General features: G+C 30.7%; 23 protein-coding genes. 9 read left to right on the forward strand and 14 right to left on the reverse strand.

Features of this window, described 5'->3' with window-relative positions:
• The first annotated feature begins 124 nt into the window (after positions 1 to 124).
• The 6 genes from N7277_RS09330 to N7277_RS09355 all read left to right on the forward strand — a co-directional run bounded on the left by N7277_RS09330 (position 125) and on the right by N7277_RS09355 (position 5,686).
• Positions 125 to 475: a 4Fe-4S dicluster domain-containing protein gene (locus tag N7277_RS09330; RefSeq protein WP_104792748.1), complete on the forward strand. Its 351-nt coding sequence runs from the start codon at positions 125 to 127 to the stop codon at positions 473 to 475.
• A gap of 79 nt (positions 476 to 554) precedes the next feature.
• Positions 555 to 1,610 carry a 3-phosphoserine/phosphohydroxythreonine transaminase gene (serC, locus tag N7277_RS09335; RefSeq protein WP_274779292.1) on the forward strand — a complete coding sequence of 352 codons (1,056 nt, stop codon included), beginning with the start codon at positions 555 to 557 and terminating at the stop codon, positions 1,608 to 1,610.
• Positions 1,611 to 1,625: 15 nt separating this feature from the next.
• Complete coding sequence (locus tag N7277_RS09340; protein ID WP_274779293.1) at positions 1,626 to 2,585, forward strand: D-2-hydroxyacid dehydrogenase; 960 nt, start codon at positions 1,626 to 1,628, stop codon at positions 2,583 to 2,585.
• Between the two features lie 73 nt (positions 2,586 to 2,658).
• A complete protein-coding gene (locus N7277_RS09345) occupies positions 2,659 to 3,909 on the forward strand; it encodes a DUF1015 domain-containing protein (protein WP_274779294.1) in 1,251 nt (416 codons plus the stop codon).
• A 59-nt stretch (positions 3,910 to 3,968) separates the two neighbouring features.
• A complete protein-coding gene (locus tag N7277_RS09350; RefSeq protein ID WP_274779295.1) occupies positions 3,969 to 5,333 on the forward strand; it encodes a M20/M25/M40 family metallo-hydrolase in 1,365 nt (454 codons plus the stop codon).
• Positions 5,333 to 5,686, forward strand: a complete 354-nt coding sequence (locus tag N7277_RS09355) for a diacylglycerol kinase family protein (RefSeq protein ID WP_274779296.1) — start codon at positions 5,333 to 5,335, stop codon at positions 5,684 to 5,686. Before N7277_RS09350 ends, N7277_RS09355 begins: the two co-directional genes overlap by 1 nt.
• 6 nt (positions 5,687 to 5,692) lie before the next feature.
• Here the strand turns inward: N7277_RS09355 and N7277_RS09360 are convergent, their stop codons facing one another.
• The 6 genes from N7277_RS09360 to N7277_RS09385 form a co-directional block, all read right to left on the reverse strand.
• Positions 5,693 to 6,460 (reverse strand): patatin-like phospholipase family protein, encoded by a 768-nt coding sequence (locus N7277_RS09360; protein ID WP_274779297.1) that lies wholly within the window; start codon positions 6,458 to 6,460, stop codon positions 5,693 to 5,695.
• A 75-nt stretch (positions 6,461 to 6,535) separates the two neighbouring features.
• The gene (gene lpdA / locus N7277_RS09365; protein ID WP_274779298.1) at positions 6,536 to 7,924 is read right to left on the reverse strand and encodes a dihydrolipoyl dehydrogenase; all 1,389 of its coding nucleotides are present in this window, start codon (positions 7,922 to 7,924) and stop codon (positions 6,536 to 6,538) included.
• 120 nt (positions 7,925 to 8,044) lie between these two features.
• Positions 8,045 to 8,281 carry a hypothetical protein gene (locus N7277_RS09370; RefSeq protein ID WP_274779299.1) on the reverse strand — a complete coding sequence of 79 codons (237 nt, stop codon included), beginning with the start codon at positions 8,279 to 8,281 and terminating at the stop codon, positions 8,045 to 8,047.
• Between the two features lie 3 nt (positions 8,282 to 8,284).
• Complete coding sequence (locus N7277_RS09375; RefSeq protein ID WP_274780826.1) at positions 8,285 to 10,714, reverse strand: alpha-ketoacid dehydrogenase subunit alpha/beta; 2,430 nt, start codon at positions 10,712 to 10,714, stop codon at positions 8,285 to 8,287.
• Between the two features lie 276 nt (positions 10,715 to 10,990).
• Positions 10,991 to 11,212, reverse strand: coding sequence for a hypothetical protein (locus N7277_RS09380; protein WP_274779300.1), 222 nt, complete (start codon positions 11,210 to 11,212; stop codon positions 10,991 to 10,993).
• A 247-nt stretch (positions 11,213 to 11,459) separates the two neighbouring features.
• Positions 11,460 to 11,717 carry a hypothetical protein gene (locus tag N7277_RS09385; protein WP_274779301.1) on the reverse strand — a complete coding sequence of 86 codons (258 nt, stop codon included), beginning with the start codon at positions 11,715 to 11,717 and terminating at the stop codon, positions 11,460 to 11,462.
• A 193-nt stretch (positions 11,718 to 11,910) separates the two neighbouring features.
• Here N7277_RS09385 and N7277_RS09390 point away from each other — a divergent pair, with 193 nt between their 5' ends.
• From N7277_RS09390 to N7277_RS09400, 3 genes are all read left to right on the forward strand, one after another.
• Positions 11,911 to 13,698: a helix-turn-helix domain-containing protein gene (locus N7277_RS09390; protein WP_274779302.1), complete on the forward strand. Its 1,788-nt coding sequence runs from the start codon at positions 11,911 to 11,913 to the stop codon at positions 13,696 to 13,698.
• 326 nt (positions 13,699 to 14,024) lie between these two features.
• Entirely contained in the window at positions 14,025 to 15,677 is a 1,653-nt protein-coding gene (locus N7277_RS09395; RefSeq protein ID WP_274779303.1) for a helix-turn-helix domain-containing protein, read from the forward strand.
• 337 nt (positions 15,678 to 16,014) lie between these two features.
• The gene (locus N7277_RS09400; protein WP_274779304.1) at positions 16,015 to 17,712 is read left to right on the forward strand and encodes a helix-turn-helix domain-containing protein; all 1,698 of its coding nucleotides are present in this window, start codon (positions 16,015 to 16,017) and stop codon (positions 17,710 to 17,712) included.
• Here the strand turns inward: N7277_RS09400 and N7277_RS09405 are convergent.
• From N7277_RS09405 to N7277_RS09440, 8 genes are all read right to left on the reverse strand, one after another.
• Positions 17,693 to 18,670, reverse strand: coding sequence for a polyprenyl synthetase family protein (locus N7277_RS09405; RefSeq protein WP_274779305.1), 978 nt, complete (start codon positions 18,668 to 18,670; stop codon positions 17,693 to 17,695). The genes N7277_RS09400 and N7277_RS09405 overlap by 20 nt on opposite strands.
• A 97-nt stretch (positions 18,671 to 18,767) precedes the next feature.
• Positions 18,768 to 19,625 (reverse strand): hypothetical protein, encoded by an 858-nt coding sequence (locus tag N7277_RS09410; protein ID WP_274779306.1) that lies wholly within the window; start codon positions 19,623 to 19,625, stop codon positions 18,768 to 18,770.
• Positions 19,626 to 19,630: 5 nt separating this feature from the next.
• A complete protein-coding gene (gene rlmN, locus N7277_RS09415; protein WP_274780827.1) occupies positions 19,631 to 20,668 on the reverse strand; it encodes a 23S rRNA (adenine(2503)-C(2))-methyltransferase RlmN in 1,038 nt (345 codons plus the stop codon).
• A gap of 92 nt (positions 20,669 to 20,760) precedes the next feature.
• The gene (queA, locus tag N7277_RS09420; RefSeq protein WP_274779307.1) at positions 20,761 to 21,810 is read right to left on the reverse strand and encodes a tRNA preQ1(34) S-adenosylmethionine ribosyltransferase-isomerase QueA; all 1,050 of its coding nucleotides are present in this window, start codon (positions 21,808 to 21,810) and stop codon (positions 20,761 to 20,763) included.
• Positions 21,811 to 21,900: 90 nt separating this feature from the next.
• A complete protein-coding gene (locus tag N7277_RS09425; protein WP_274779308.1) occupies positions 21,901 to 22,245 on the reverse strand; it encodes a hypothetical protein in 345 nt (114 codons plus the stop codon).
• Between the two features lie 81 nt (positions 22,246 to 22,326).
• Entirely contained in the window at positions 22,327 to 22,533 is a 207-nt protein-coding gene (locus N7277_RS09430; RefSeq protein ID WP_274779309.1) for a hypothetical protein, read from the reverse strand.
• Positions 22,530 to 23,021 (reverse strand): DNA-deoxyinosine glycosylase, encoded by a 492-nt coding sequence (locus N7277_RS09435; protein WP_274779310.1) that lies wholly within the window; start codon positions 23,019 to 23,021, stop codon positions 22,530 to 22,532. The genes N7277_RS09430 and N7277_RS09435 overlap by 4 nt, the downstream gene beginning before the upstream one ends.
• Before the next feature lie 57 nt (positions 23,022 to 23,078).
• Positions 23,079 to 25,070 (reverse strand): S9 family peptidase, encoded by a 1,992-nt coding sequence (locus N7277_RS09440; protein WP_274779311.1) that lies wholly within the window; start codon positions 25,068 to 25,070, stop codon positions 23,079 to 23,081.
• Positions 25,071 to 25,078 lie beyond the last annotated feature (8 nt).

Genomic DNA, 25,078 nt, shown 5'->3' on the forward strand with positions numbered 1-25,078 from the left:
ATCCTATTATTTTTGCACTTATTATTAAAAATTACCTCAAAAAAGATAAGTTTTACCATGCAAAACTTTTCCAAATCAACTGAAATTTACTAATTTTGTGCAAATTTAAAAAAAATACCTAGCAATGGCTATTATAATAACAGACGAATGTATTAATTGTGGAGCTTGCGAACCAGAATGCCCTAATAACGCGATTTATGAAGGAGCTGTAGACTGGAAAGCTTCAGACGGAACTAGTTTAAAAGGAACCGTAACTTTAAAATCAGGTTTAACAATAGATGCTAATGCACCTCAAAGACCTGTAAGTGATGATGTTTATTACATTGTTCCAGATAAGTGTACCGAGTGTAAAGGTTTCCACGAAGAACCACAATGCGCAGCGGTTTGTCCGGTAGATTGTTGTGTCCCAGATGACAACCATGTAGAAACAGACGCAGAACTTTTAGGTAAAAAAGCATTTTTACACGGCGAATAAAAATTAAAAAAATCCCGCTTCATTCTGCATGAGCGGGATTTTTTGTTTCAATATACTTTCAATCATTCTCTATAAAAATATGAAAAAACATAATTTCAGTGCAGGACCTTGCATTCTCCCTCAAGAAGTTTTCCAAAAATCAGCAGAAGCGATTTTAGACTTCAACGGAATGGGACTTTCTATTTTAGAAATATCTCACCGTAGCAAAGACTTTATCGCAGTAATGGACGAAGCCAGAGCCATTGTAAAAAGATTAATGAATCTTAATGATGACTATGATGTATTATTTTTAGGTGGAGGCGCAAGTTTACAATTTGCGATGGTTCCTTTTAACTTGATGAAAGAAAATGGCAAAGCTGCCTATTTAGATTCTGGAAACTGGGCTGCTAATGCAATTAAAGAAGCCAAAAAATTAGGATCAGTAGATGTAATAGGTTCTTCTAAGGAAGAAAGCTACTCTTACATTCCAAAAATTGAAGAAGTGAGTGCTGAATATGATTATTTTCATTGCACTTCTAACAATACCATTTATGGAACTCAAATCAAAAATTTCCCAAAAGCCAATACTTTAATGGTTTCTGACATGAGCTCTGATATTTTTTCTAGAGTGATCGATTATTCTAAATTTGACTTAATCTATGCAGGGGCTCAAAAAAATATGGGACCCGCAGGAACTACTCTAGTGGTGGTAAAAAAAGAAATTCTAGGAAAATCAGGCAGAATTATTCCATCTTACTTAGACTACGCTCAACATGTAGCTAAAGAATCTATGTTTAATACTCCACCAGTTTTTGCAGTGTACGCGTCACTTCTTACCCTACAATGGTTAGAAAAAAATGGAGGAATAACTGCTGCCGAAGAAAGAAATATTGCTAAAGCAAAACTACTTTATGATGAGATAGACAGAAATCCATTATTTGAATGTTTCTGCGTTCCAGAAGATAGAAGCTTAATGAATGTTTCATTTAAAATCACAGATGAATCTAAAAAAGAAGCTTTTGACAACGCTTGGAAAGCTGCTGGAATCAATGGATTAAACGGACACAGAAGCTTAGGCGGTTACAGAGCAAGTCTTTACAACGCATTACCAATAGAAAGCGTACAGGTTTTGGTAGATGTTATGAAATCTATTTAAAATCTAAAGAAAAATATGAAAATTTTAGCAAACGACGGTATTTCAAATTCTGGAGAAAAGGTTTTGAAAGAAGCTGGATTAAATCTTCTTGACAACAGAGTTTCTCAGGAACACCTCATTCCTTTTATCAATGAAAACCAAGTAGAAGTTTTATTGGTAAAAAACGCTACACAAGTAACTAGAGAACTCATAGATGCTTGTCCAAGTTTAAAAATCATAGGAAAAGGTGGTGAATCAATGGATAATATAGATGTAGAATACGCCAAATCTAAAGGAATCTTCGTCATTAATACACCAAACGCTTTTGCTAAATCCGTAGCAGAATTGGTTTTTGCGCATTTTTTAACTTTGATTAGATTTTTACACGATTCTAATAGAAATATGCCTTTAGAAGGTGATACTAAATTTGCGTTTCTCAAAAAATCTTACGAAAAAGCAACAGAACTTTCAGGCAAAACGCTAGGAATCATAGGCTTTGGAAGTATAGGAAAAGAAGTTGCCAAAATAGGAATAGGTCTTGGAATGAAAATTATTTTCTACACCAGAAAACCTAAAACAGATACCATTTCTTTAGAATTTTTTGACAGTAGAACTATTGATTTTGAATTCACTTCTACTCAAAACATGGAAGCGTTTTTAAAAAAAGCAGATTTCATCAGCATTAATACATCAGAAACTAAAGAATATATTATAGACACGCCAGAATTTGAAATGATGAAAGATGGCGTTTTCATTGTAAACACAGCAAAAGGTGGTGTAATAAATGAAGTAACACTCATAGATTACATAGAAAATAAAAAAGTAGCGGGAGCCGCTTTAGATGTTTTCGAAACCGAACCAAAACCAGAAATTCAGATTCTGATGAATCCTTCTCTTTCGCTTTCTCCGCATGTTGGTGGAAGCACTTTAGAAACTCAAGAAAGAATAGGAACTGAATTAGCTCAACAAATTATTGACTTACAAAAACTTATATAATTTAAAAATTTATTATATTCGCAGAATTTAAAAAATTAAACTATATAAAACCTCAAATTAATTAACGTAGAACATGCCAGTTTTTAAACCATTTAGAGGAGTTAGACCGCACCCTGATTATATTGATAAATTCCCAACTCATCCTTTGGATAACTTTACGCAGGAAGAAATCAATAAAAAGGCTACGGAAGACTCTTCTTACATACAGATGATTAAACCATATGTATGTAGCAAATCGAAAGATGTTGATAGAAATCTACGAAAAGTAAGAAGCAATTATGAAGAAATGTTAGCAGACAATAAACTTCTTCAAGATAGTTCTTCTTATTATTTGTATGAACAAATTTTACCCAATAAATCTGTTTTCAGAGGCTTATTAGGATTAACTAGTGTGGAAGATTTCTGGAACGGGAAAATCAAAAAACATGAATCTACCCTAACTTATAAAAAAGAAAAACTTGCTCATTTCTTAGAAAAAGTTTCACTTCAAGCAGAACCAGTTCTTCTTACCTATCAAGCTAATTCTAAAATAGAATTATTGATGAATCACGAAGAAAAAAACGTTCCCATCATTAATCATACAGACGAAACTGGAGTAAGACACAAAGTATGGAGAATAGACAATCGTTTAAAACTTCAGCAATTTAAAGAAGTAATAGACCAAATTGATTCTTTTTATGTAGCAGATGGTCACCACAGAATAGCTTCTGCAGCATTATACGCTCAAAAACACAAAGAAAAAAACAAAAGACATAATGGCAATGAACCTTATAATTTTGTTTTCAGCTTTATTGTTTCTAGTCAATCAATTAAAATCAATGATTACAACAGAGTTGTAAAAGACCTAAACGGAAATTCTAATGAAGAATTTTTACAAAAAGTGTCAGAAAACTTCCTTATTCACGAAAAAGGTGAAAACGCTTACTACCCTTCACAGAAATTCCACATTTCTATGTATTTGGGTGGGAAATTCTATTCACTACACGTAAAACATAACCTCAGAGATTTAGACCAAGGATTAGATAATGTAGACCATCATCTATTAGACAAATATATCTTCAAACCTATTCTCGGCATTAATGATTATGAGGAAGAAGAAAACAGCAAGATGAATTTTGTAAAAGGAAATTCTAATCTTGAAGGCATAATTCAGCTTAAAGAACAAGTAGATTCTGGTGATTACGCAGTAGGTTTCGGAATTTTTCCTGTGAGTTTTAATGACATTACCAAACTGGCGAATCAGAACTTACAAATGCCTCCTAAATGTACATACATAGAGCCTAAATTAGTTACCGCACTGTTAATGTACGATATGGATTGGTAATTTTTCTTGATTTATTGTAAAAAAATAGTATTTTTAGGTTTCCAAAAAGAAATCACAACATGAAGAAACTACTTTACATACTTCCGCTCTTTTTGGGCGGATTTTTTTGGTCTCAAAATTTCAAACAAGATTCTATTCAATTCAAGAAAATTTCAGACGAAATTTTGGTCAATGGTAAATCTTATGAAGACCTAAGAGAATTAACAAAAGACATTGGCAGCAGATTATCCGGAAGCAGTAATTACGAAAAATCTGCAGACTGGGCGATGAAAAAACTGCTGGAAGCTGGTGCAGACCAAGTTTGGTTTCAACCTGTAATGGTAAACGTATGGACACGTGGTGATGAATCTTTAAAACTAAAAGTGAATCACGGAAAATGGAAAGAAGTAAAAATGCTTTCATTAGGCAATTCTGAAGGTACCAAAGGTAAAGACTTAGAGGGTGAAGTAATTTTAGTTAAAACTCTAGAAGATTTCGAAAAACTACCAGACCATGTAGTAAAAAACAAAATTGTTTTTTTCAACTATGCCTTTAAACAAGAGTTTGTGGTCACTGGACAAGCATACGGAGATGCCGGAAAATATAGAAGAGTTACTCCATCTGAAGTAGCAAAAAAAGGCGGAAAAGCGGTAATAATTCGTTCTCTTACCTCATCATTTGACGATGTTCCTCATACTGGTTCTACTCGTTACGAAGACGGAATTCCTAAAATTCCTGCTGTAGCTATCGGTGCAGAATCTGCTGATTATTTAGAAGAAATTTTACTCAAAAAACAAAAAGTTCAAGCCGTTCTCAATTCTAATTGCGGAATGAATGGTCAAATGATGACCAAATCTGTCATTGGTGAAATCAAAGGAAAATCAGACGAAAAAGTAATTGTAGTAGGTGCACATATTGATTCTTGGGATGTAGGTGAAGGCGCTCATGATGATGGTGCTGGAATTGTACAAAGTATAGAAGTACTGAGAACTTTTAAAAATCTAAAACTCAAAAATAATCATACCATAAGAGTTGTTTGTTTTGCCAATGAAGAAAATGGTGTTAGAGGCGGCAGAACGTACATGGAAACAGTAAAAAAATCTGAAGAACCACACATTTTTGCCCTAGAAAGTGACAGTGGAGGTTTTACACCGAGAAGTTTTAGCTTAGGAATGCATCCTGATAAAGCCAAATCTATGAAATCTTGGGAAAAACTTTTTAACCCATACGGAATTTATGAATTTGCTGGAGATCACTCTGGCGTAGACATAGAACCTCTTAGAGAACTTAAAATTCCTGCATCTGGATTGGTAACAGACTCACAAAGATATTTTGACATTCATCATACTCCAGAAGACACTTTTGAAAAAGTAAATCGCAGAGAATTATTGTTGGGAGCTGTGGTTATGACACAACTTATTTACATGGTTGATAAAAATTGGTAATGAAAAGACCTCCATTTTACAAAAGTGTTTATTATGCTTTCAAAGGACTTTTTTGGATGCTAAAAACCGAAAGAAACTTTCAGTTAGAACTCTTAGCACTTGTTATTAATTTATTTTTAATTGTTTATTTTCAATTAAATTCTACAGACGCTGTTTTAATTTTTATCGTTTGTTTTTTGGTTCTCATTGCGGAAATCATCAATACTGCTATTGAAAAAATTTGTGATTTCATAGAACCTCATTTCAACGAAAAAATAGGATTGATAAAGGACCTAGCAGCTGCAAGTGTAGTAACAGCTACTCTACTTTCCTTAATTATAGGAGTTTTAGTCTATTCGAAATATGTTTTTTAGAAAATATTAAAAATTTTCGGGGAAAGTTTTTACGGCTTCTTCATAACCTAGCTTATAGATTTCGTCCATTCTGGCTTTATTGCTCTCGAACATTCCATAATTGGATAATTCTTTGGGAGAAATAAACCAGTCACAATCTTTGAATTTATAGTTTTCTACACTATGACTCAGCAATTCATAAGCTCTGGTAGAAACAGCTTTGATACTGTTTAGCTGTTTGCCTTCAATGTCTTGCAATGGTGAAACATATACTCCAATTAATTTTTCACATTTCTCTCTGATTAAATTTGAAGGAAAATTATTCAAAATTCCTCCATCGCTTAATAACATTCCATCTTTTTGAAAAGGACTGGTCAAACCAGGAACCGAACAAGAAGCTATAATTGCATCAAGCAAATAGGTGTCTCCATCAAAAACGTGTGTAACACCTTGAACCAAATCAGTCGCTGTAATCAACAATTCTAATTTTAAATCTTTAATTTTAATTTCTCCAATAATCGGTTGGAGATATAATCTGAAAACTTCAGAATTGATAAATCCCGGTTTTGTGAGAGTAAAATGTTTCCAATTGAAAAAATAAACCGATTTAAAAAATTCTAAAATCTCATCAGGAGACTTTCCGAAAGAATACAATCCTCCTACAATTGCACCAGCACTCGTTCCAGCAATGACTTCAGGAAAAATATTTTTTTCTTCTAAAAATTTTAGTGCGCCAGCTTCTGCAATTCCTTTGGTGCCACCACCAGAAAGTACCAGCCCTATTTCTTTCTTCATATTATTAGTTTCATTTGTTAAAATTAAAAAAACCACAGCAAAAACTGTGGTTTTTTTGTATTTATTACATAAATATTAGATGTGAATCACTTCTCCGTAAGCAGCAGCTACAGCTTCCATAATCGCCTCAGAAACAGTTGGATGCGGGTGAATAGATTTGATGATTTCGTGGCCAGTAGTTTCTAATTTTCTAGCAACCACAGCTTCTGCAACCATATCTGTAACACCGTCACCAATCATATGGCAACCTAACCACTCTCCGTATTTTGCATCAAAAATTACTTTAATGAAACCATCTGTATTACCATTTGCGGTAGCTTTACCAGATGCTGAAAGCGGGAATTTACCAACTTTAATTTCGTATCCTTTTTCTTTAGCTTGTTTTTCAGTTAAACCAACAGATGCAATTTCTGGATGACAGTAAGTACAACCTGGAATGTTTCCGTAGTCAATTGTTTCTACGTGCATTCCTTTGATTTTTTCTACACAAGTAATTCCTTCTGCTGAAGCTACGTGAGCCAAAGCTTGAGTAGGAATAATATCACCAATTGCATAATAACCCGGAACAGAAGTTTGGTACCATTCATTTACCAATACTCTACCTTTGTCTGTAGCAATTCCTACTTCTTCAAGTCCAATGTTTTCAATATTTGCAGCAATACCAACTGCCGAAAGTAGAATATCTGCTTCTAGTGTAATGTTTCCATCTTTGGTTTTCACATTGGCTTTAACACCGTTTCCAGAAGTATCTACAGATTCTACAGATGCATTGGTCATGATATCAATTCCAGATTTTTTAAGAGATTTTTCTAAGTGTTTAGAAATTTCTTCGTCTTCTACAGGAACGATATTTGGCATGAATTCTACAATTGTCACTTTAGTTCCCATTGTATTATAAAAATCTGCGAACTCTACTCCGATTGCTCCAGAACCTACTACAATCATAGATTTCGGTTGAGTAGGCAATGACAAAGCTTGTCTGTAACCAATTACTTTTACTCCATCTTGTGGAAGATTTGGTAATTCTCTAGAACGAGCTCCAGTTGCAATGATGATATGATTAGCAGCGTATTCTGTAACTTTTCCTTCTTTGTCTGTTACCGAAACTTTTTTGCCTTTTTGTACTTTGGCAGTTCCCATGATAACGTCAATTTTATTTTTCTTCATCAAGAAAGAAATTCCGCCACTCATTTTAGTAGCAACTCCTCTACTTCTAGCAATTACATTAGGAAAATCAAAACTTCCCTCTACTTTATTAAGACCGTAATCTTCGGCGTGTTTTATATAGTTAAAAACTTGAGCAGATTTAAGTAATGCTTTGGTAGGAATACACCCCCAGTTTAAACAAATACCACCTAGATTTTCTTTTTCTATGATAGCCGTTTTAAAACCTAATTGTGATGCTCTAATTGCGGTTACGTAACCACCAGGTCCAGAACCTATAACAATAATATCGTAATTCATTTCGAGATTAAATTTTTGCGAATTTACGGAATTTTTCAGAAAATTCGGGTTTTACTATGATATAAATATGATTTTTTAAAACAAAAAACAACTCCTGATAAGAGTTGTTTCTTATTTATCTTAATAAACTTCTTGTACTTTTATATTCGGGCAGTTTTTCTCTATCCAAGTGGTATCAAATTCTTTGATTTCTCTTCTTTGTCCTTTGTAAATGTAATATTCATTAGGCGTTTGTGAATTACCATCAATCACTTTTGGCATTTTATTGATGATTTTTTCTTCTGGGCAATCTTGGATTTTTGCCACAGCACAACTCGAAAGAGTAAAAGCTACTATGATAAAAAATAAAATTTTCATTTTTTAAATTTTTGGAAACTGAGAAGGGTTAGCCTCATGAAAAATTCCGTATACCTTTTCTACCATATCATCTACAGATGGTTTTGAGAAATAATCTCCATCACTTGCATAAGCTGGTCTGTGATCATTTGCTGCAATCGTTAACGGAGCTGAATCCAAATATCTGAATGCTTTTTGTTTTTCTACGATTTGCTGTAGAATAAATGCAGAAGTTCCGCCTTCTACGTCTTCATCAATAATCACTAAACGATTGGTTTTCTTCACGCTTTCTGCAATTTCATGTGAAATATCAAAAGGTATTAAAGATTGAATATCAATCACTTCCGCAGAAATTCCTAGTTTTTCTAATTCTTCGGCAGCTTCCATTACTAATCTCCAAGTAGAACCATAAGTTACTAAAGTAACATCTTTTCCTTCTTTAGTTACTTCAATTTTTCCAACAGGAACAGTGAATTCACCTAAATTATCTGGTTGTTTTTCTTTTAATCTATAACCATTGAGCGTTTCTACAATAATTGCTGGTTCATCACTCTGAAGCATTGTGTTATAAAAACCTGCTGCTTTAGTTAAATTTCTAGGAACCAAAACATTAACACCTTTTACCAGGTTAATAATCCCCGCCATTGGCGAACCAGAATGCCAAATTCCTTCTAATCTATGACCACGAGTTCTGATGATGAGCGGTGCTTTTTGCCCACCTTTTGTTCTGTAATGAAGCGTTGCCAAATCATCACTAATTCCTTGTAAACAGTATAAAATATAGTCTAAATACTGAATTTCTGCAATCGGACGAAGCCCACGCATTGCCATACCAATTCCTTGTCCGAGAATAGTAGCTTCTCTAATACCAGTATCAGCAACTCTTACTTTGCCATATTTTTCTTGAAGTCCTTCTAACCCTTGGTTTACATCACCTATATTTCCTGCATCTTCACCGAAAACCAATGTTTCTGGATATTTTTCAAAAATTTTATCAAAATTATTTCTTACCACGACTCTTCCATCTACCATTTCTGAATTTTCTGAGTAAACCGGTTTTACTTCTTTTACATTGGCAGATTTCCACTCAGACTCTGAATACAGGTGTGATGAATAATTATCTTTTTCTTGTGCTAAAAGTTGTTCATACTTAGAAGCAAGCCATTGTCTTTCAGTAGATTGATTAGTTCTAGTTAAAAGCAAAACTTTTCTCATCAAACTGAATACATCCTTTTTGGCATAAGAAATCAATGCCCCGAATTTTTGCAGTTCTGCTTCTACTTCGCTATTCTGAGATTTTAAATTCTCTACTAATGGAAGTACTTCATTTTTAAGAACTTCTATAGAATTTCTATAATTTTCCCAAGCTTTTTTCTGACCGTCTTTTGCTATTTTTTTAGCTTCTTTTTCTATATTTTCAAGTTCTTCTATCGTAGCTAAAATTTCTTCTTTTCCCTCTATTTCAATAGAATAATTAAGAATCCATTCTTTAAATTTTTCTAAGCCATCAAAATCTGCTTCCCATTTTAATCTTTCTTCAGATTTATATCTTTCGTGAGACCCAGATGTAGAGTGACCTTGAGGCTGAGTAACATCTGTCACGTGAATCACGACAGGAACAGATTCTGTTCTAGCAAAATGCTCTGCTCTAGCATAAGCGTCAAGAAGTGCAGGATAATCCCAAGCTTTTACTTGAATAATTTCGCAACCTTCTGTTTTTCCTTCTTTTCTTTGGAAGCCAGAAAGCATTTCTGCCATGTCTTCTTTTGCTCTTTGATCATGAGTAGGAACGGAAATCCCGTAACCATCATCCCAAATGGATAAAATCATGGGAACTTGTAAAGCACAAGCTGCGTTTAATGTTTCCCAGAAATGACCTTCTGCAGATGATGCATCACCTATGGTCCCAAAAGCAACTTCGTTTCCATTATTGCTGAATTTTTCTGAACCGTTAAATTTTACCGATTTGTAAACCTTTGAAGCTTGAGCTAAACCAAGAAGCCTAGGCATTTGTCCTGCAGTAGGAGAAATATCTGATGATATATTTTTAATTTGAGTTAAATCTTTCCAAGTTCCATCTTCATTTAAACTGCGTGTTGCAAAGTGACCATTCATTTGTCTACCAGCAGAAGCAGGTTCTCTTTCTACAGAAGTATCTGCATACAACTGCGCAAAGAAACTCTCTACAGACAAAGCACCTACCGCTAAAGCGAAAGTTTGGTCTCTATAATAACCACTTCTGAAATCTCCGTTTCTAAAAACTTTTGCCATGGCTAATTGTGGCAATTCTTTGCCATCACCTACAATCCCAAATTTAGCTTTACCTGTTAAAACTTCTCTTCTAGCCATATAAGACATCTCACGAGAAATTCTACCTAGTTTATAATCTGCTAATATTTGATTTTTAAAATCTTGAAAAGAAACTGTTTGCGTTTCAATATAAGTAGTTTGCATCATCTTGGATAAGGATTTTTACAAAGATAATAAAATTATGGAATTGATAAAATAAATTGATTTTTTTGATTATTTTTCAATTACAAAACAAAACACAATACTTCAATTGAAATATTGTGTTGAGCTTAACTTAATTAATATGAATGTATGAATAATTGTGAAGATGTTCTTTAAAAATCTCCTCCGCTGCTCTGAGAACAAGCAGCGAAAGGAGAAAACACAAACGATGAAAAAAAATTTATTTTACTTTTTATTAGATTTATTTTTAGTTGGATGCTATTTTTTTAGAAATCTTAATGCTTCTTCTTCGCTATGCAAAACTACAGTAGTTTTATATTCATTACTATTTCTTAGATTTCTTCTATTTTGAATAATTTCTAGAATCTCAATATCAGTTTTGCTTAATGCAGCATCAGATTTTTCTGAACTATTAGATTGTTTAAATGATAATACTGCGATTGAAGCCAATATTAACAATACAGGTGTAAATTTTTTCATAACAGTAAACTTTTAAATTATTATTTACAATATCTAAGATTTTGAAATAGTTAATTATTTGTAGAAATATTTCACTATAAACATAAATCTTTGATTTTGTTTTTATTTTAATTTTCCAAATGTTGTTTTTTAAAAAAATTTCTTTAAAAATCTCCTTCGCTACTATGAGAATAAGCAGCGAAAGGAGAAAACACAAACGATGAAAAAAAATTTTATTTTACTTTTTTATTAGATTTATATGTTGTAATTATCTTGGTGGAGGTACTATTTGTCCATCTGCCCCTTCAATTGCCATTTCTTCAACAGACATCTCAACTGTTCTTGTAGTTGACAAAATAGTATCATTCTTAATATTTTTAATTAAATCATTCTTCTGTCTTAAACTTCTACTTTGTTGAATAAATTTAAGATTAGTTGCATCTTCTTTTGATAATAATTCATCTTCTTGTCTACATGAAATAAAGAAAAGAACTAATGATAAACTAAAGAATACTAATTTTTTCATAATTTTATTTTTTTGATGAGAAAAATGTATGTTGATTGACGTCATTGAGACAAATTTTCGGACTGTCATTTTATAAAAATTGAGTGTTATTTCATAAATTTTATATCAGTTTTTAAAAAAAATAACATTAATATTGTAAAAGTTTACAAATAACTCATAAACTAATTCATTATTTCGCCTTTATTCATTGATTATGAAGAATTTATTACAATATAAAATTGTTTTTTTTATATTCTTTTTATTTTTTGTTCAATTTAATTCGCAAGACACAAAAATTGATGATTTAAATAATGAGACTATTGAAAAAAAGATTGACAGTCTACATAATAACCCAAATAAAGCATGGGAAATAATTAATCTTTATATAAAAAAATCTAAAAAAGAAAAGAATGATGAATCATTACTCTATGCTTATAGATATGCAGGTAATTTTTCGCAGTATCCAGAAAATTTAAAATACGCAGACTCAGCTTTGGCAATTGGTAAAAAATCAAACAATAAAAAACTATTAACTGAAGCATATCTAAATAGAGGCTTTGTATTTATGAGTCAATCTTTATATCAAAAAGCATTAGATGACATTTTAATTGCAAATAAATATTCAAATGAACTTAATGATTCATATACTGTAAACTGTAATAAATACTTAATTGCTCAAAATAAAATTTATTTAGGCTTATATGAAGAGGCTAATAAAGAGCTCTCAAGTTGCATAGAATATTTTAAAAAAAATCTAACTAAAACTTCTGATTTAGGGAAAAACTATCAAATGTTTTATTTATATTCTCTAATGAGTCTAATAGACACTAATACTAAGTTAAGAAGACATGAAGAAAATAATGTTTTATTAAAAACTGCTTTTGAATATATCAAACAAAATAATCTAAAACAATATACTCCTTATTTTATTTCATGTGATGGTGTAGATGATTATTTTAAAAAAAATTATAAACCCGCAATCAAAAAACTCTCTGAAGCGATAAGACTATATAATGACCAATGGCCACATATTACTGATATTTTTTATATTGGGCTTTCTAATTGGAAACTTGGAAAAAGAGATGTAGCTGTTAAATATTTTGAGGAAATTGATAAAGAATATGACAAGTCAAAAAAATTAAATCCTGAATTTAGACCAGCATATGAACTATTAATTAAGTACAATGACTCCATTGGTAATAGAGATAAGCAATTAAAATATATCAACACCTTAATGTCTCTTGATAAAAATTATGAAAAAAATTATAAGTACCTGTTCTCTAAGATTAATAAAGAATATGATACTCATAAACTCATAAATGAAAAGAACAAAATTGAAAGTTCATTAAAAAATCAAAGAACTATAATTAGTTCAATATTATTAATAACCATACTTGCATCATTATTCTATTGGAATCGTTATAACTCTTTACAAAAAAAATACAAAGAAAAATTTGAAGAAATTATCTCACAGAAACCTATTTTAGAAAAGATAGAGACTCTTGCAGAAGTAGAATCAAAACAGGAAGATGATCTAAATCTAAAAACTCTTAATATAACTGACAAAATAAAAATTACCGCTCCGAAAAATTCTTCTGAACTAGAGTTTTACAACAAAATACCTGGTCTCAATCCTATTTTAGTTCAAAATATTTTGCAACAACTAGAAAAATTCGAAGAAGAACTTAGGTTTACTGATAATCAAATGTCATTGAGACTTTTAAGTGAAGAATTTAACACCAATATACCTTATCTTTCTAAAATCATAAATGTATACAAAGGAAAAAATTTCAACTATTATATTAATGATCTAAGAATCGATTATATTATTGAACTCCTAAAAAATGATGCTACCTACTTAAATTACGACATCAAAAATCTAGCGTCTTTAGCCGGCTTTACAAATGCGGTAAACTTTTCTGATAACTTCCAGAGAAAATTCGAGATTAAACCTTCCTATTTCATTAAAATGATGAAGGAAAATATTAAAACTAATTCATAAAAATAAAACTTCAACATTTTCATGTTGAAGTTTTTTTTGAAGAAGAACTTTACTATTTTAATAGTATTGTTTTTTGTTTGGTTATTAAATTTACCCCTTTTTAATTGTGTTCTTAAAAGTTGAAGCAAAACTAACCATTTTAAAGCTTGCATAATAAAAAGCAAACTCGGAATTCATAAAAATTAACTGGGATTTTTTGAAAAATATCATATTTCTTTTCTCATTTTTTTGTTTTATCATTGTAAAAAAAAATAAGTTTGAAAAACACTTATAACAAATATCTGATAATTAGAAATTTAGTATTGATAATTTTATTTTTTTTTCAAATGAGTGTAAAAGCTCAAAAGAAAATATTAGAAGAATTATCATTCTTAGAGATTGAGAATAAAATTGATAGTTTAATTTCTATTAACGGCAATACTTTGCCAGTAATTAAACATTACATAAAGAAATCTAAAAAAGAAAATAACGATCAGGCGTTGATTTATGCTTTCAGATATGCTAGTAAAGCCACACCTGAAGATATTGGATATAAATACGCGGATAGTGCAATAGTAATTGCAAAAAAAACTAATAATAACGAACTTATTTCAGAGGCTTTACTTAACAAAGGAGTACTCTTAATGGATTATTATCAATATGAACCCGCCCTAGATTATATTTTGCAAGCAAAAGAATACTTGAATAATGTAAAAAATGATTACATTAATTACAAAACTCTTTATTTTATAGCTCAAAACAGAATGTTACTAGGGCAAATCACAGAAGCTAAAAAACATCTTAGTATATGTGTTGATTTTTTCAAACAGCGTATAAATGAAGCTGAATTAGGATATGATTACAAAACTTATTACAGCTATTCTCTTATGAGCTTAATTGACTGTAATACAAAACTAAAAAAACATTCTGAAAATAATTCTTTATACAAAGAAGCTTACGAATTCATTAATAAAAACAATGCAAGATATTTAATTCCATATTTTATATCCTGTGAAGGAACTGATGCTTATTATCTTAAAAACTATTCTGTGGCAATTAATAAACTTAAAAAAGCACAACATTTATATCAAGATAGTTGGCCTCATTACACAGAAATTTTCTATATAGGAATGTCTTATTGGAAATTAGGAAATAAAAAACAAGCTGTAAAATATTTCGAAAAACTAGATAAAGAATATTATAAAGATAAAAATCAAGATCCTCAGTTCAGACCTGCTTACGAATTACTTATAGAATACTACGCTTCTAAAAATAATACCAATAAGCAACTCGAATACATTAACAAATTAATGTCTTTGGATAAATCCTACGAAAAGAACTACAAATATCTTTTTGCTAAAATTCATAAAGAATATGATACAAAAAAGCTTATTGACGAAAAAAACAGCATTGAAAATAACTTAAAAATTCATCAATATATTACCATTTTCATCATTACATTAAGTATATTGATTATTTCGTTTTCTACTTATAAATATCTCCAGATGCAGAGAAGATATAGAGAGCGATTTAAACAAATGATTTCACAAAAAAATACAGAAATCGAAAAAATGCCAGTTACAATCGTTGAAGAGAATAAAAAAACAACTCCAAAAATCGCTGGTCTTAGTGAATCAACTATTACATATATTCTAGAACAGTTAGAAATTTTCGAAAAAGAACAGCTATTTCTGGATTCGAAAATCACTCAAAAACTGCTCAGCGAAAAGTTAGGAACCAACCCTACTTATCTCTCTAAAATCATCAATACATACAAAAAGAAAAACTTCAGCAATTATCTCAATGACTTGAGGCTAGAATATATTGTGGAACTACTCAAAACAGAACATAAATACTTGAATAGAGATATAAAAGAATTGGCAAATATTGCAGGTTTTACAAATGCTGAGGCATTTTCGGATAACTTCCAGAGAAAATTTGAGATTAAACCTTATTACTTCATTAAAATGATGAGGGAAAATATTAAAACTTATTCTTAAAAATATAAAAAAACTTCAACATTTTCATGTTGAAGCCCCTTTGAAGAAGAACTTTACTATTTTAATAGTATTGTTTTTTTTGATTGGTTATTAAATCTTACCCCTTTTTATTGTGTTTCTATAAGATGAAGCAAAGCTACTCTTTTCATTATTTCCTTACTAAAAAGTGAACTCGGAATTCATAAAAAACAACTGGGATTTTTTGAAAAAATATCATATTTCGTTTCTCATTTTTTTGTTTTATCATTGTATTAACGAAATTCAAACTAACAATAAAACATAAATAATTAATTATCAATTAATTAAAAAAAATCAACACCAATCAAACAACAAAAAAATGATTCCTTCAAAAAAAAGAATTTTAATCATCGCTATACTCTTTTTTTTACCATTTTATATTTTTTCACAGCTTTCTGTAAATTATAATAAGTTAGAAGAAAATATAATTAATTATAAAATTTCTGAATCGGATAGATGGAAATTAATCTACAATTATATTAATATCGCAAAAAAAAATCAAAATAATGAAGCTATTATCAATTCATATAAAATAGCAAGTGTTTATTCTATTTTTCCCGAAAATTTAAAATATGCTGACAGTGCATTAATAATTAGCAAAAAATTAAATTCTCCAAAATTTCTTGCGATTACTTATCTGAATAGAGGAATTATTTCTATGGATAATTCTGAATATATAAAATCACTAGATGATGTTTTAACTGCTCATAAATACGCTTTGACTTCTGAAGATTATTATTATATATTTAAGTCAAAATATTATATTGCACAAAACAAAATTTATCTTGGCCAGATTAAAGATGCTAACAATATTTTAAAAGAATGTGTTTCATTTTTCAAAAAAAACACCAATACTAAAGAATACGGAAAAGATTACATTCAAATGTATATTTTTTCAATGATGAATTACATTGATACAAATTCTAAACTAAATAAACAAAAAGAAAATCTATCTTTAATAAAAGAAGTTATAAACTTTTGTGATAAAAATAAATTAGAAAATTACATCCCTTATTTTTTATCTTCCGAAGGAACTGATGCTTATTATCTTAAAAACTATTCTGTGGCAATTAATAAACTTAAAAAAGCACAACATTTATATCAAGATAGTTGGCCTCATTACACAGAAATTTTCTATATAGGAATGTCTTATTGGAAATTAGGAAATAAAAAACAAGCTGTAAAATATTTCGAAAAACTAGATAAAGAATATTATAAAGATAAAAATCAAGATCCTCAGTTCAGACCTGCTTACGAATTACTTATAGAATACTACGCTTCTAAAAATAATACCAATAAGCAACTCGAATACATTAACAAATTAATGTCTTTGGATAAATCCTACGAAAAGAACTACAAATATCTTTTTGCTAAAATTCATAAAGAATATGATACAAAAAAGCTTATTGACGAAAAAAACAGCATTGAAAATAACTTAAAAATTCATCAATATATTACCATTTTCATCATTATATTAAGTATATTGATTATTTCGTTTTCTACTTATAAATATCTCCAGATGCAGAGAAGATACAGAGAGCGATTTAAACAAATGATTTCACAAAAAAATACAGAAATCGAAAAAATGCCAGTTACAATCGTTGAAGAGAATAAAAAAACAACTCCAAAAATCGCAGGTCTTAGTGAATCAACTATTACATATATTCTAGAACAGTTAGAAATTTTCGAAAAAGAACAGCTATTTCTGGATTCGAAAATCACTCAAAAACTGCTCAGCGAAAAGTTAGGAACCAACCCTACTTATCTCTCTAAAATCATCAATACATACAAAAAGAAAAACTTCAGCAATTATCTCAATGACTTGAGGCTAGAATATATTGTGGAACTACTCAAAACAGAACATAAATACTTGAATAGAGATATAAAAGAATTGGCAAATATTGCAGGTTTTACAAATGCTGAGGCATTTTCGGATAACTTCCAGAGAAGATTTGAGATTAAACCTTCATACTTCATTAAAATGATGAGGGAAAATATTAAAACTTCCTCTCTATAACATAATCAAGCATCAAATTAAGAGAGTGTTTCGCGTCAGAATCAGGAAATTCTGCGAGGATATTTTTTGCTTTTTGCTGAAAATCTTTCATAACCCCAATTGCATAATCCAATCCACCAGATTTTTTCACAAATTCTATCAGCTCTTTTACTCTTTTTTGGTCGTTATTATATCTTTTAATAGTATTCAAATAGTACTTTCTATCAGCTTCATTCGCCGTTTTCAGAGTATGAATAAGCGGCAAAGTCATCTTTTGCTCTTTAATATCAATCCCAACTGGTTTTCCAATAATATTTTTAGAAAGATAATCAAACAAGTCGTCTTTGATTTGGAACGCCATACCTGTATAGGTACCAAAATCTTGCATTTTTTTGGCTAAAACTTCATCAGCTTCATTAGACAAAACGCCTACTTCGCAACAAGCAGCAATAAGTGTAGCCGTTTTTTGACGAATAATTTCATAGTAAACGTCTTCTGTAATGTCTAATTTTCTGGCTTTTTCTAATTGAAGCAACTCCCCTTCAGACATTTCTCTGATGGTTCTAGAAATAACAGCCAATAAATCAAAATCTTTATTATCAGTAGAAAGTAAAACTGACTTAGAAAGCAAATAATCACCTACTAAAACAGCGATTTTATTTTTCCATAAAGCATTGATAGAAAAGAAATTACGACGTTTAAAACTTTCGTCTACTACGTCATCATGAACCAAAGTAGCAGTGTGAATCAATTCAATCATAGAAGCGCCGCGAAACGTCTTTTCGTTTACATTTCCTACCAATTGAGCGGTAAGAAATACAAACATAGGTCGCATTTGCTTTCCTTTGGTGGTTACAATAAAACGAGTAACTTTATCAAGCAAAGGAACTCTACTTTGCATAGATTCATAAAACTTTTGTTCAAAAAGTTTCATTTCTTCGTTAATCGGCTTCTTGATTTCTTCTACAATGTTTGACACGCTATAAATTGAATGATTATTGACAATAAGTATAAAATCATACAAATATAATTAATTAAAACTATTCTTGCATAATCAAAAGAATGCAATAAAAAAATTATTTTAATTTTTCTATTGGAATAAAATACAAACGCTGTTTTACACTGAAAATAAACTTAGAAAAATCTTCATTAGAAATGTAAATTCCATCTTGGTTTACTGTAATTCCTTCTACTTGACCTATCGAAAGAAAAGAACCTAACTTATACTTTTTCAATGGTTTAGAGAAAAATAATCCTTCAGAGTTTCTCTCAAAAATCATCAAATACACTTTCGCTTTTTTAGTATAACCTACCACATATAATTTTCCTTGAAAGTAAGCAGCATCTGTAATGACGAATCCTGCATGAAAAGACTCCAAACTTACAAGTGATTGATTTTCTGAATCTTGTAAATCAATAGTATAATGAGAAATATTTTTAGAACTCCATTCTTTCGAAAAAACATGAACTTTTTCATTGAGAAAAATCATGGCTTCTGCATCAAAATTATGTGAAAGATATCGCGTAGAAAAATCGTTTTGTATAGAATAATTCAAAGAATTTTTAGAATAATTACCCTGAAAATCAGTTTTATAAATAGCTAAATCTCTTCGATTTCCTGCATTATTTCCGAAATCGCCTATATAAAAATTTTCACCATCACTGGTAATAGCCTCCCAATCTTTATTCGGGAAATCTGTTTTCAGTTTTGATAAAATTTTACCCGAATTTTTATCAATTTCAAAAATTTCATTGGTATTGCCACCATCATTTAAGGTATAGAGCTTATCTTTAAGAAAAGTAAGGCCAGATGTTTCTTTTAAAGAATCTGATAATGTGGCAATTTTGTATTTCCTAAGAGCTAACTTTTCTGTTTTTTGAGAAAAAGAAAAAAGAAAACTAAAAAAAAGAAAAACAAGAATGATTTTTTTCATAGAGTTTATTCTCCAGAATTTTTGTTGGCCAATTGTCCACAAGCAGCATCGATGTCTCCACCTCTACTTCTTCTCACCAAAGCAGTGATACCCGCTTTTTCTAACTCACGAACATATTTTTCTTCGGCCTCTACACTTCTATGGTCGAATTTTCCTTCACCAATTGGGTTATATTGAATCAAATTCACTTTACAAGGAACTTGTTTACAATATTTTATCAAGGCTTTTATATCTTCATCACCATCATTAATTCCTTTCCAAACACAATATTCAAAGGTGATTCTGCTTCCAGTTTTATCATACCAATATTGCATCGCTTCCATAATTTCTGTTAACGGAAATTTATTAGAAAAAGGCATTATTTCGTTTCTTTTATGTTCTATTGCGGAGTGTAATGATAGCGCTAGTTTTACTTTTAGATTTTCATCAGCAAGCATTTTCATCATTTTCGGAATTCCAGATGTAGAAACGGTAATTCTTCGTGCTGACATTCCTAAACCATCTTCTTGAGTGATTTTTCTGATGGCATCTACTACGTTTTTATAGTTCATCATGGGCTCTCCCATTCCCATAAAGACGATATTAGATAATGGTCTATCAAAATACAGTTTGCTCTGTTTATCAATCAGTGCAACTTGGTCTACAATCTCGGCAACTTCGAGATTTCTCATTCTTTTGAGTTTTGCTGTTGCACAAAATTCACAATTCAAGCTACAACCCACCTGAGAAGAAACACATGCGGTAGTTCTAGACTCTGTAGGAATAAGAACAGATTCTACCAAAAGTCCATCATGAAGTTTCACTCCATTTTTGATGGTTCCGTCTTTAGATTTTTGCAATAAATCTACAGAAATAGGATTAATGGTAAATTCTTGGGAAATTTTTTCTCTCAACTCTTTAGAAAGGTTGGTCATTTCATCTATTGAGTGTAGATTTTTAGACCATAACCAATCATAAACCTGTTTCGCACGAAAAGGTTTTTCGCCAAGAGTGACAAAATATTCTTTGAGTTGTTCTAAACTTAATGTTCTGATGTCTTTCATATAAAAAAGTCTCGCAGATTCAGCAAATTTAGCAGATTTTAATTCATCTGCAATATCAGCCAAATCTGCGAGAAAATTATTTTAAATTAATCTTACAATATTAACATTGCATCTCCGTAAGAATAGAATTTGTATTCATTTTTCACGGCTTCTTCATAAGCGTGCATGATAAAATCTGTTCCTGCAAAAGCTGCAATCATCATAATTAATGTAGATTTTGGCGTGTGGAAATTAGTAATCATAGCATTTGCTACACCAAAATCATAAGGTGGATAAATGAATTTATTCGTCCAACCTTGATAAGCAGAAATCTTTCTGTTAGAAGAAACTGAAGTTTCTAATGCTCTCATTGTAGTAGTTCCTACTGCACAAATTCTTCTGTTTTCTTCTCCAGCTTTATTAATAATATCTGCTGTTTTTTCGTCAATAATTGCTTCTTCACACTCCATTTTGTGCTTAGAAAGATCTTCAACCTCAATTGGGTTAAAAGTTCCTAAACCTACGTGAAGAGTAACTTCTGCAAAGTTAATTCCTTTGATTTCTAGACGCTTCATTAAGTGCTTAGAAAAGTGTAAACCTGCAGTTGGAGCTGCTACTGCACCTTCTATTTTAGCATAAATGGTTTGGTAACGTTCTGCATCTTCTGGTTCTACATCTCTTTTGATGTATTTAGGAAGTGGAGTTTCTCCTAATTCTTTTAATTTAGCGCGGAACTCATCATAAGAACCATCAAATAAGAATCTTAGAGTTCTACCTCTAGATGTAGTATTATCAATTACTTCTGCAACCAAAGATTCGTCTTCTGTAAAGAAAAGTTTGTTCCCAATTCTAATTTTACGAGCTGGATCTACTAATACGTCCCAAACTCTGGTTTCCTTATCAAGTTCTCTTAATAAGAAAACTTCGATTTTAGCACCAGTTTTTTCTTTGTTTCCGTATAGTCTAGCTGGGAAAACTTTGGTATTGTTAAAGATAAATAAATCGTCTTCGTTAAAATAATCGATTACGTCTTTAAATAGTTTATGTTCAATGGTTTGTGTCTTTCTGTCAAGAACCATTAATCTTGCTTCGTCTCTGTGTTCTGAAGGGTGTTCTGCCAATAAATGTTCTGGCAAGTGAAAATTGAAATCAGATGTTTTCATAAAATTTACGGATTTTATTTAAAATTTTTAAGCCTGCAAATATACGATATGAAAACAGGGGTTGTCAAGTGTTTTGAGATATTTATTTTTTTAATCAATAAAACTAAGAGTTTTAGGTAGATGAATAGTTAAATTAATTTTTTCTATTTCTGAAGATTCTTTTAGAGAATTTTCATTATAAAATATTCTATCAATAAGATAACTTCCATTTTCATACTCTAATAATTTAGAAAAAATTTTTCTCTTAGCATCAGTATTAAATTCTAAAGGAAAATGTAAAATTAAATTATTTTCGAAACTTTTAAGTTTAATTTTAAAATTCATTTTTCGTTTCGGATAGCCTTCATATTTATATTCAAAACTAATTTTATAATCATATTCATCATTATAGAGTTTTTCAGTATTTACATTTTTAATAATACAATCATTAGCCAATAATTTGTTTGAATTTAAATAAATAAAATCCGATTGTTCTAATTTCTGAACTATTTGAAATGTATGACCTATATTTTTATCTTAATCTAATAATCTTGCATAAACTTCATTTCCTCTATCATAGAAAAAAATAGAAACATTAACATTTTTAGAATATATTAAATGTTTAGATGCCCCCTCATAATCATTGGAAATTGATCTACTATTTAGCATATAATCAAACTGATACTCTTGAGAAAAAACAAATAAAGAAAATAGTAAAACGAAAGAAATAAATAGTTTTTTCATGGTAAATAGTTTTTAATTTTTTGCCAAGATAATAATTTTTCATCGTACTTCAAACTTGCATGAGCAGGGCTTGTAGAAGGTAAAACCGTTATGGGCAGATGAAAATCTTTTGGTAAAATTTTCAATAAATTTTTATAAGATTTTTGTCCGTTGCAGAAAACAGCTTTTATGTTTGGATAATTGTGCAGCAACTCTCCTATTTTATTACTCTCTTCATTTCGGATTTCAGAATCTAAACTTCCTTTTCTTTCGCAAGTGTCTATTACATCCCAAAGTGCAACGTGATATTTTTCTAAAATTTTAATTCTTTCAGAATAATCTGTTGTGAATTCTTCATTAAAAAGTTCAAAAATAATTTTCCAGAATTTGTTTTGAGGATGTGCGTAATATTGTTGCATTTCCAAAGATTTTACCCCTGGAATAGAGCCTAAAATCAGAATTTTCGATTCGTTATCAATGATTGGTAGAAATGATGAAATTTTTTGCATAAAAAAATTGCGATAGAAAACTACCGCAATTTAATATTAATTTTTAATTCTTAATTTCTACAAAGTTTCTTTCAACCAATCGAAGAATTCTCTTTGCCAAACTAAACCATTTTGAGGGTGTAAAACCCAGTGGTTTTCATTAGGGAAATAAAGGAATTTGGTTTTAAGACCTTTCATTTTTGCTGCTTGAAAAGCTTCCTGACCTTGTTCATAACCCACTCGGAAATCAAGACCTCCTTGAATTACCATAATTGGTTTATTCCATTGGGCAACAAAATTGATTGGATTAAAATCAGTATATGCTTTTGGTAAAGGGTTTTCCCAAGGCGAACCTAAATCCCAATTCGCAAACCACAATTCTTCAGTTGTTCCGTACCAAGATTTCATATCGAAAAGTCCGTCATGAGCAATGAATGTTTTAAATCTATTTTCGTGAACTCCAGCCAGCATAAAAACACTGTAACCACCGTAACTAGCTCCTACTGCAGCCATTCTATTACCATCTACATAAGGTAAAGTTTTAGCAAAATCTGCCGCCGCTAGATAATCTCTGATTGGTTGTCCTCCCCAATCTTTAGAGATATCTTCGTTCCATTTGGTTCCCCAACCTGGCATTCCTCTTCTGTTTGGTGCAACTACGATATAATCATTTGCAGCCATCAAAGCGAAATTCCAACGGGTAGAGAAAAATTGAGTCAATGCAGATTGTGGACCACCTTGACAATATAAAAGTGTAGGATATTTTTTATTCGGATCAAAATTTGGTGGATAATGGAACCAAACTCCCATTTCTTTTCCATCAGAAGTTTTTACCATTTTCAGTTCAGATTTGCCTTGAGATAATTTAGCATAAGTATCTTTATTTATGGAAGTTAGCTGAATCATACTTCCGTCTTTAACATTAACTTTAAATAAATCTGCATTATGATTAATATCTGTTCTGGTTACTAAAATACTTCCGCTTTGGAAGGCAATAATTTCATTCACATCAAAATTACCACCAGAAATTTGCTTCACTTTCCCATCTAAACCAATGTGGAAAAGCTGTTTTACACCTCTGTATGCGGTAGAAAAATAAATATTTTTAGAATCTGGACTCCATGCTATATCTCCCACTACACTTTCGTCCCAAGATTTAGTAAGATTTGTGATTTTTTTAGAAGTCAAATCCATCACTACAATATCATTTTTATCTGCTTCATAACCATCTCTCGCCATAGATTGCCAAAGCAAAGACTTTCCATCTGGTGAAAACTTAGGATTTACATCATAACCCATCATTCCTTCTGTCCAGTTTTCAGTTCTACCAGAAGCTAAATCATATGCGTAAATATCTGTATTAGTGCTTGTTGCATAATCCTTACCCGATTTTTTCTTGCAAACGTATAAAACCTTAGAAGAATCTGGACTCCAAACGAAATCTTCGCTTCCGCCATGAGGTTTTTGAGGAGAATCAAAAGGTAAATTTTCTAATAAATCTTTAGCTTTAGCAACATCTTCACCTACATTGGCTACAAAAACGTGATTGTATTTTCCTTCGTTCCAAGCGTCCCAATGTCTATGGTTAAGGTCTGTATAGATTTGAGCTGTCGTTTTAGGAAGGTCAGAATATTTGTCTTTTCCTAACAAATTTTCTACGTGAACTGACTTACTGAAAGCGATTTTTTTACCATCAGGAGAAATGATAATATTGTCTGCATCACCTATAGTATAAAATTCAGCCCATGTTAATCCTCTGTCTTTAGAAATATAGATTTTATCGCCTTCTGAAGCGTAAATTCCATTTTTATCCCACTGAATTAAAGATTTTTTGCCAAAATCAACTTTAGAAGTTTGATTTTTTGACAAATCGTAGTAAAAGTGTTCTTTGTTGGTCTTTTCGGTTTTCAAATCTACTTTTCCTACGCTGTAGAATAACCCAGATTGAGACGGTTCTACTGCAGTAACCGAGAATTTATTAAGTGTCCAGAGAATTTCTGGCGTCATCACTTGTTGTGCTTTCATAAGGAAAGGTGCTGCTAGAGCGATAATTGTATGTTTTAGTTTCATTTTATAAT

The organism is Cloacibacterium sp. TD35 (assembly GCF_028864635.1).
GTDB lineage: Bacteria > Bacteroidota > Bacteroidia > Flavobacteriales > Weeksellaceae > Cloacibacterium.

Excerpts from the sequence above, each read along its gene's own strand:
- N7277_RS09370 (WP_274779299.1), bottom strand. The coding sequence starts at position 8,281 with ATGAAAATTTTATTTTTTATCATAGTAGCTTTTACTCTTTCGAGTTGT.
- N7277_RS09385 (WP_274779301.1), bottom strand. The coding sequence starts at position 11,717 with ATGAAAAAATTAGTATTCTTTAGTTTATCATTAGTTCTTTTCTTTATT.
- N7277_RS09390 (WP_274779302.1), top strand. The coding sequence starts at position 11,911 with ATGAAGAATTTATTACAATATAAAATTGTTTTTTTTATATTCTTTTTA.
- N7277_RS09440 (WP_274779311.1), bottom strand. The coding sequence starts at position 25,070 with ATGAAACTAAAACATACAATTATCGCTCTAGCAGCACCTTTCCTTATG.
- N7277_RS09400 (WP_274779304.1), top strand. The coding sequence starts at position 16,015 with ATGATTCCTTCAAAAAAAAGAATTTTAATCATCGCTATACTCTTTTTT.
- N7277_RS09380 (WP_274779300.1), bottom strand. The coding sequence starts at position 11,212 with ATGAAAAAATTTACACCTGTATTGTTAATATTGGCTTCAATCGCAGTA.
- N7277_RS09430 (WP_274779309.1), bottom strand. The coding sequence starts at position 22,533 with ATGAAAAAACTATTTATTTCTTTCGTTTTACTATTTTCTTTATTTGTT.
- N7277_RS09410 (WP_274779306.1), bottom strand. The coding sequence starts at position 19,625 with ATGAAAAAAATCATTCTTGTTTTTCTTTTTTTTAGTTTTCTTTTTTCT.
- serC (WP_274779292.1), top strand. The coding sequence starts at position 555 with ATGAAAAAACATAATTTCAGTGCAGGACCTTGCATTCTCCCTCAAGAA.
- N7277_RS09345 (WP_274779294.1), top strand. The coding sequence starts at position 2,659 with ATGCCAGTTTTTAAACCATTTAGAGGAGTTAGACCGCACCCTGATTAT.
- N7277_RS09395 (WP_274779303.1), top strand. The coding sequence starts at position 14,025 with ATGAGTGTAAAAGCTCAAAAGAAAATATTAGAAGAATTATCATTCTTA.
- N7277_RS09355 (WP_274779296.1), top strand. The coding sequence starts at position 5,333 with ATGAAAAGACCTCCATTTTACAAAAGTGTTTATTATGCTTTCAAAGGA.
- N7277_RS09350 (WP_274779295.1), top strand. The coding sequence starts at position 3,969 with ATGAAGAAACTACTTTACATACTTCCGCTCTTTTTGGGCGGATTTTTT.
- queA (WP_274779307.1), bottom strand. The coding sequence starts at position 21,810 with ATGAAAACATCTGATTTCAATTTTCACTTGCCAGAACATTTATTGGCA.
- N7277_RS09340 (WP_274779293.1), top strand. The coding sequence starts at position 1,626 with ATGAAAATTTTAGCAAACGACGGTATTTCAAATTCTGGAGAAAAGGTT.
- N7277_RS09330 (WP_104792748.1), top strand. The coding sequence starts at position 125 with ATGGCTATTATAATAACAGACGAATGTATTAATTGTGGAGCTTGCGAA.
- rlmN (WP_274780827.1), bottom strand. The coding sequence starts at position 20,668 with ATGAAAGACATCAGAACATTAAGTTTAGAACAACTCAAAGAATATTTT.
- lpdA (WP_274779298.1), bottom strand. The coding sequence starts at position 7,924 with ATGAATTACGATATTATTGTTATAGGTTCTGGACCTGGTGGTTACGTA.
- N7277_RS09435 (WP_274779310.1), bottom strand. The coding sequence starts at position 23,021 with ATGCAAAAAATTTCATCATTTCTACCAATCATTGATAACGAATCGAAA.
- N7277_RS09360 (WP_274779297.1), bottom strand. The coding sequence starts at position 6,460 with ATGAAGAAAGAAATAGGGCTGGTACTTTCTGGTGGTGGCACCAAAGGA.
- N7277_RS09375 (WP_274780826.1), bottom strand. The coding sequence starts at position 10,714 with ATGCAAACTACTTATATTGAAACGCAAACAGTTTCTTTTCAAGATTTT.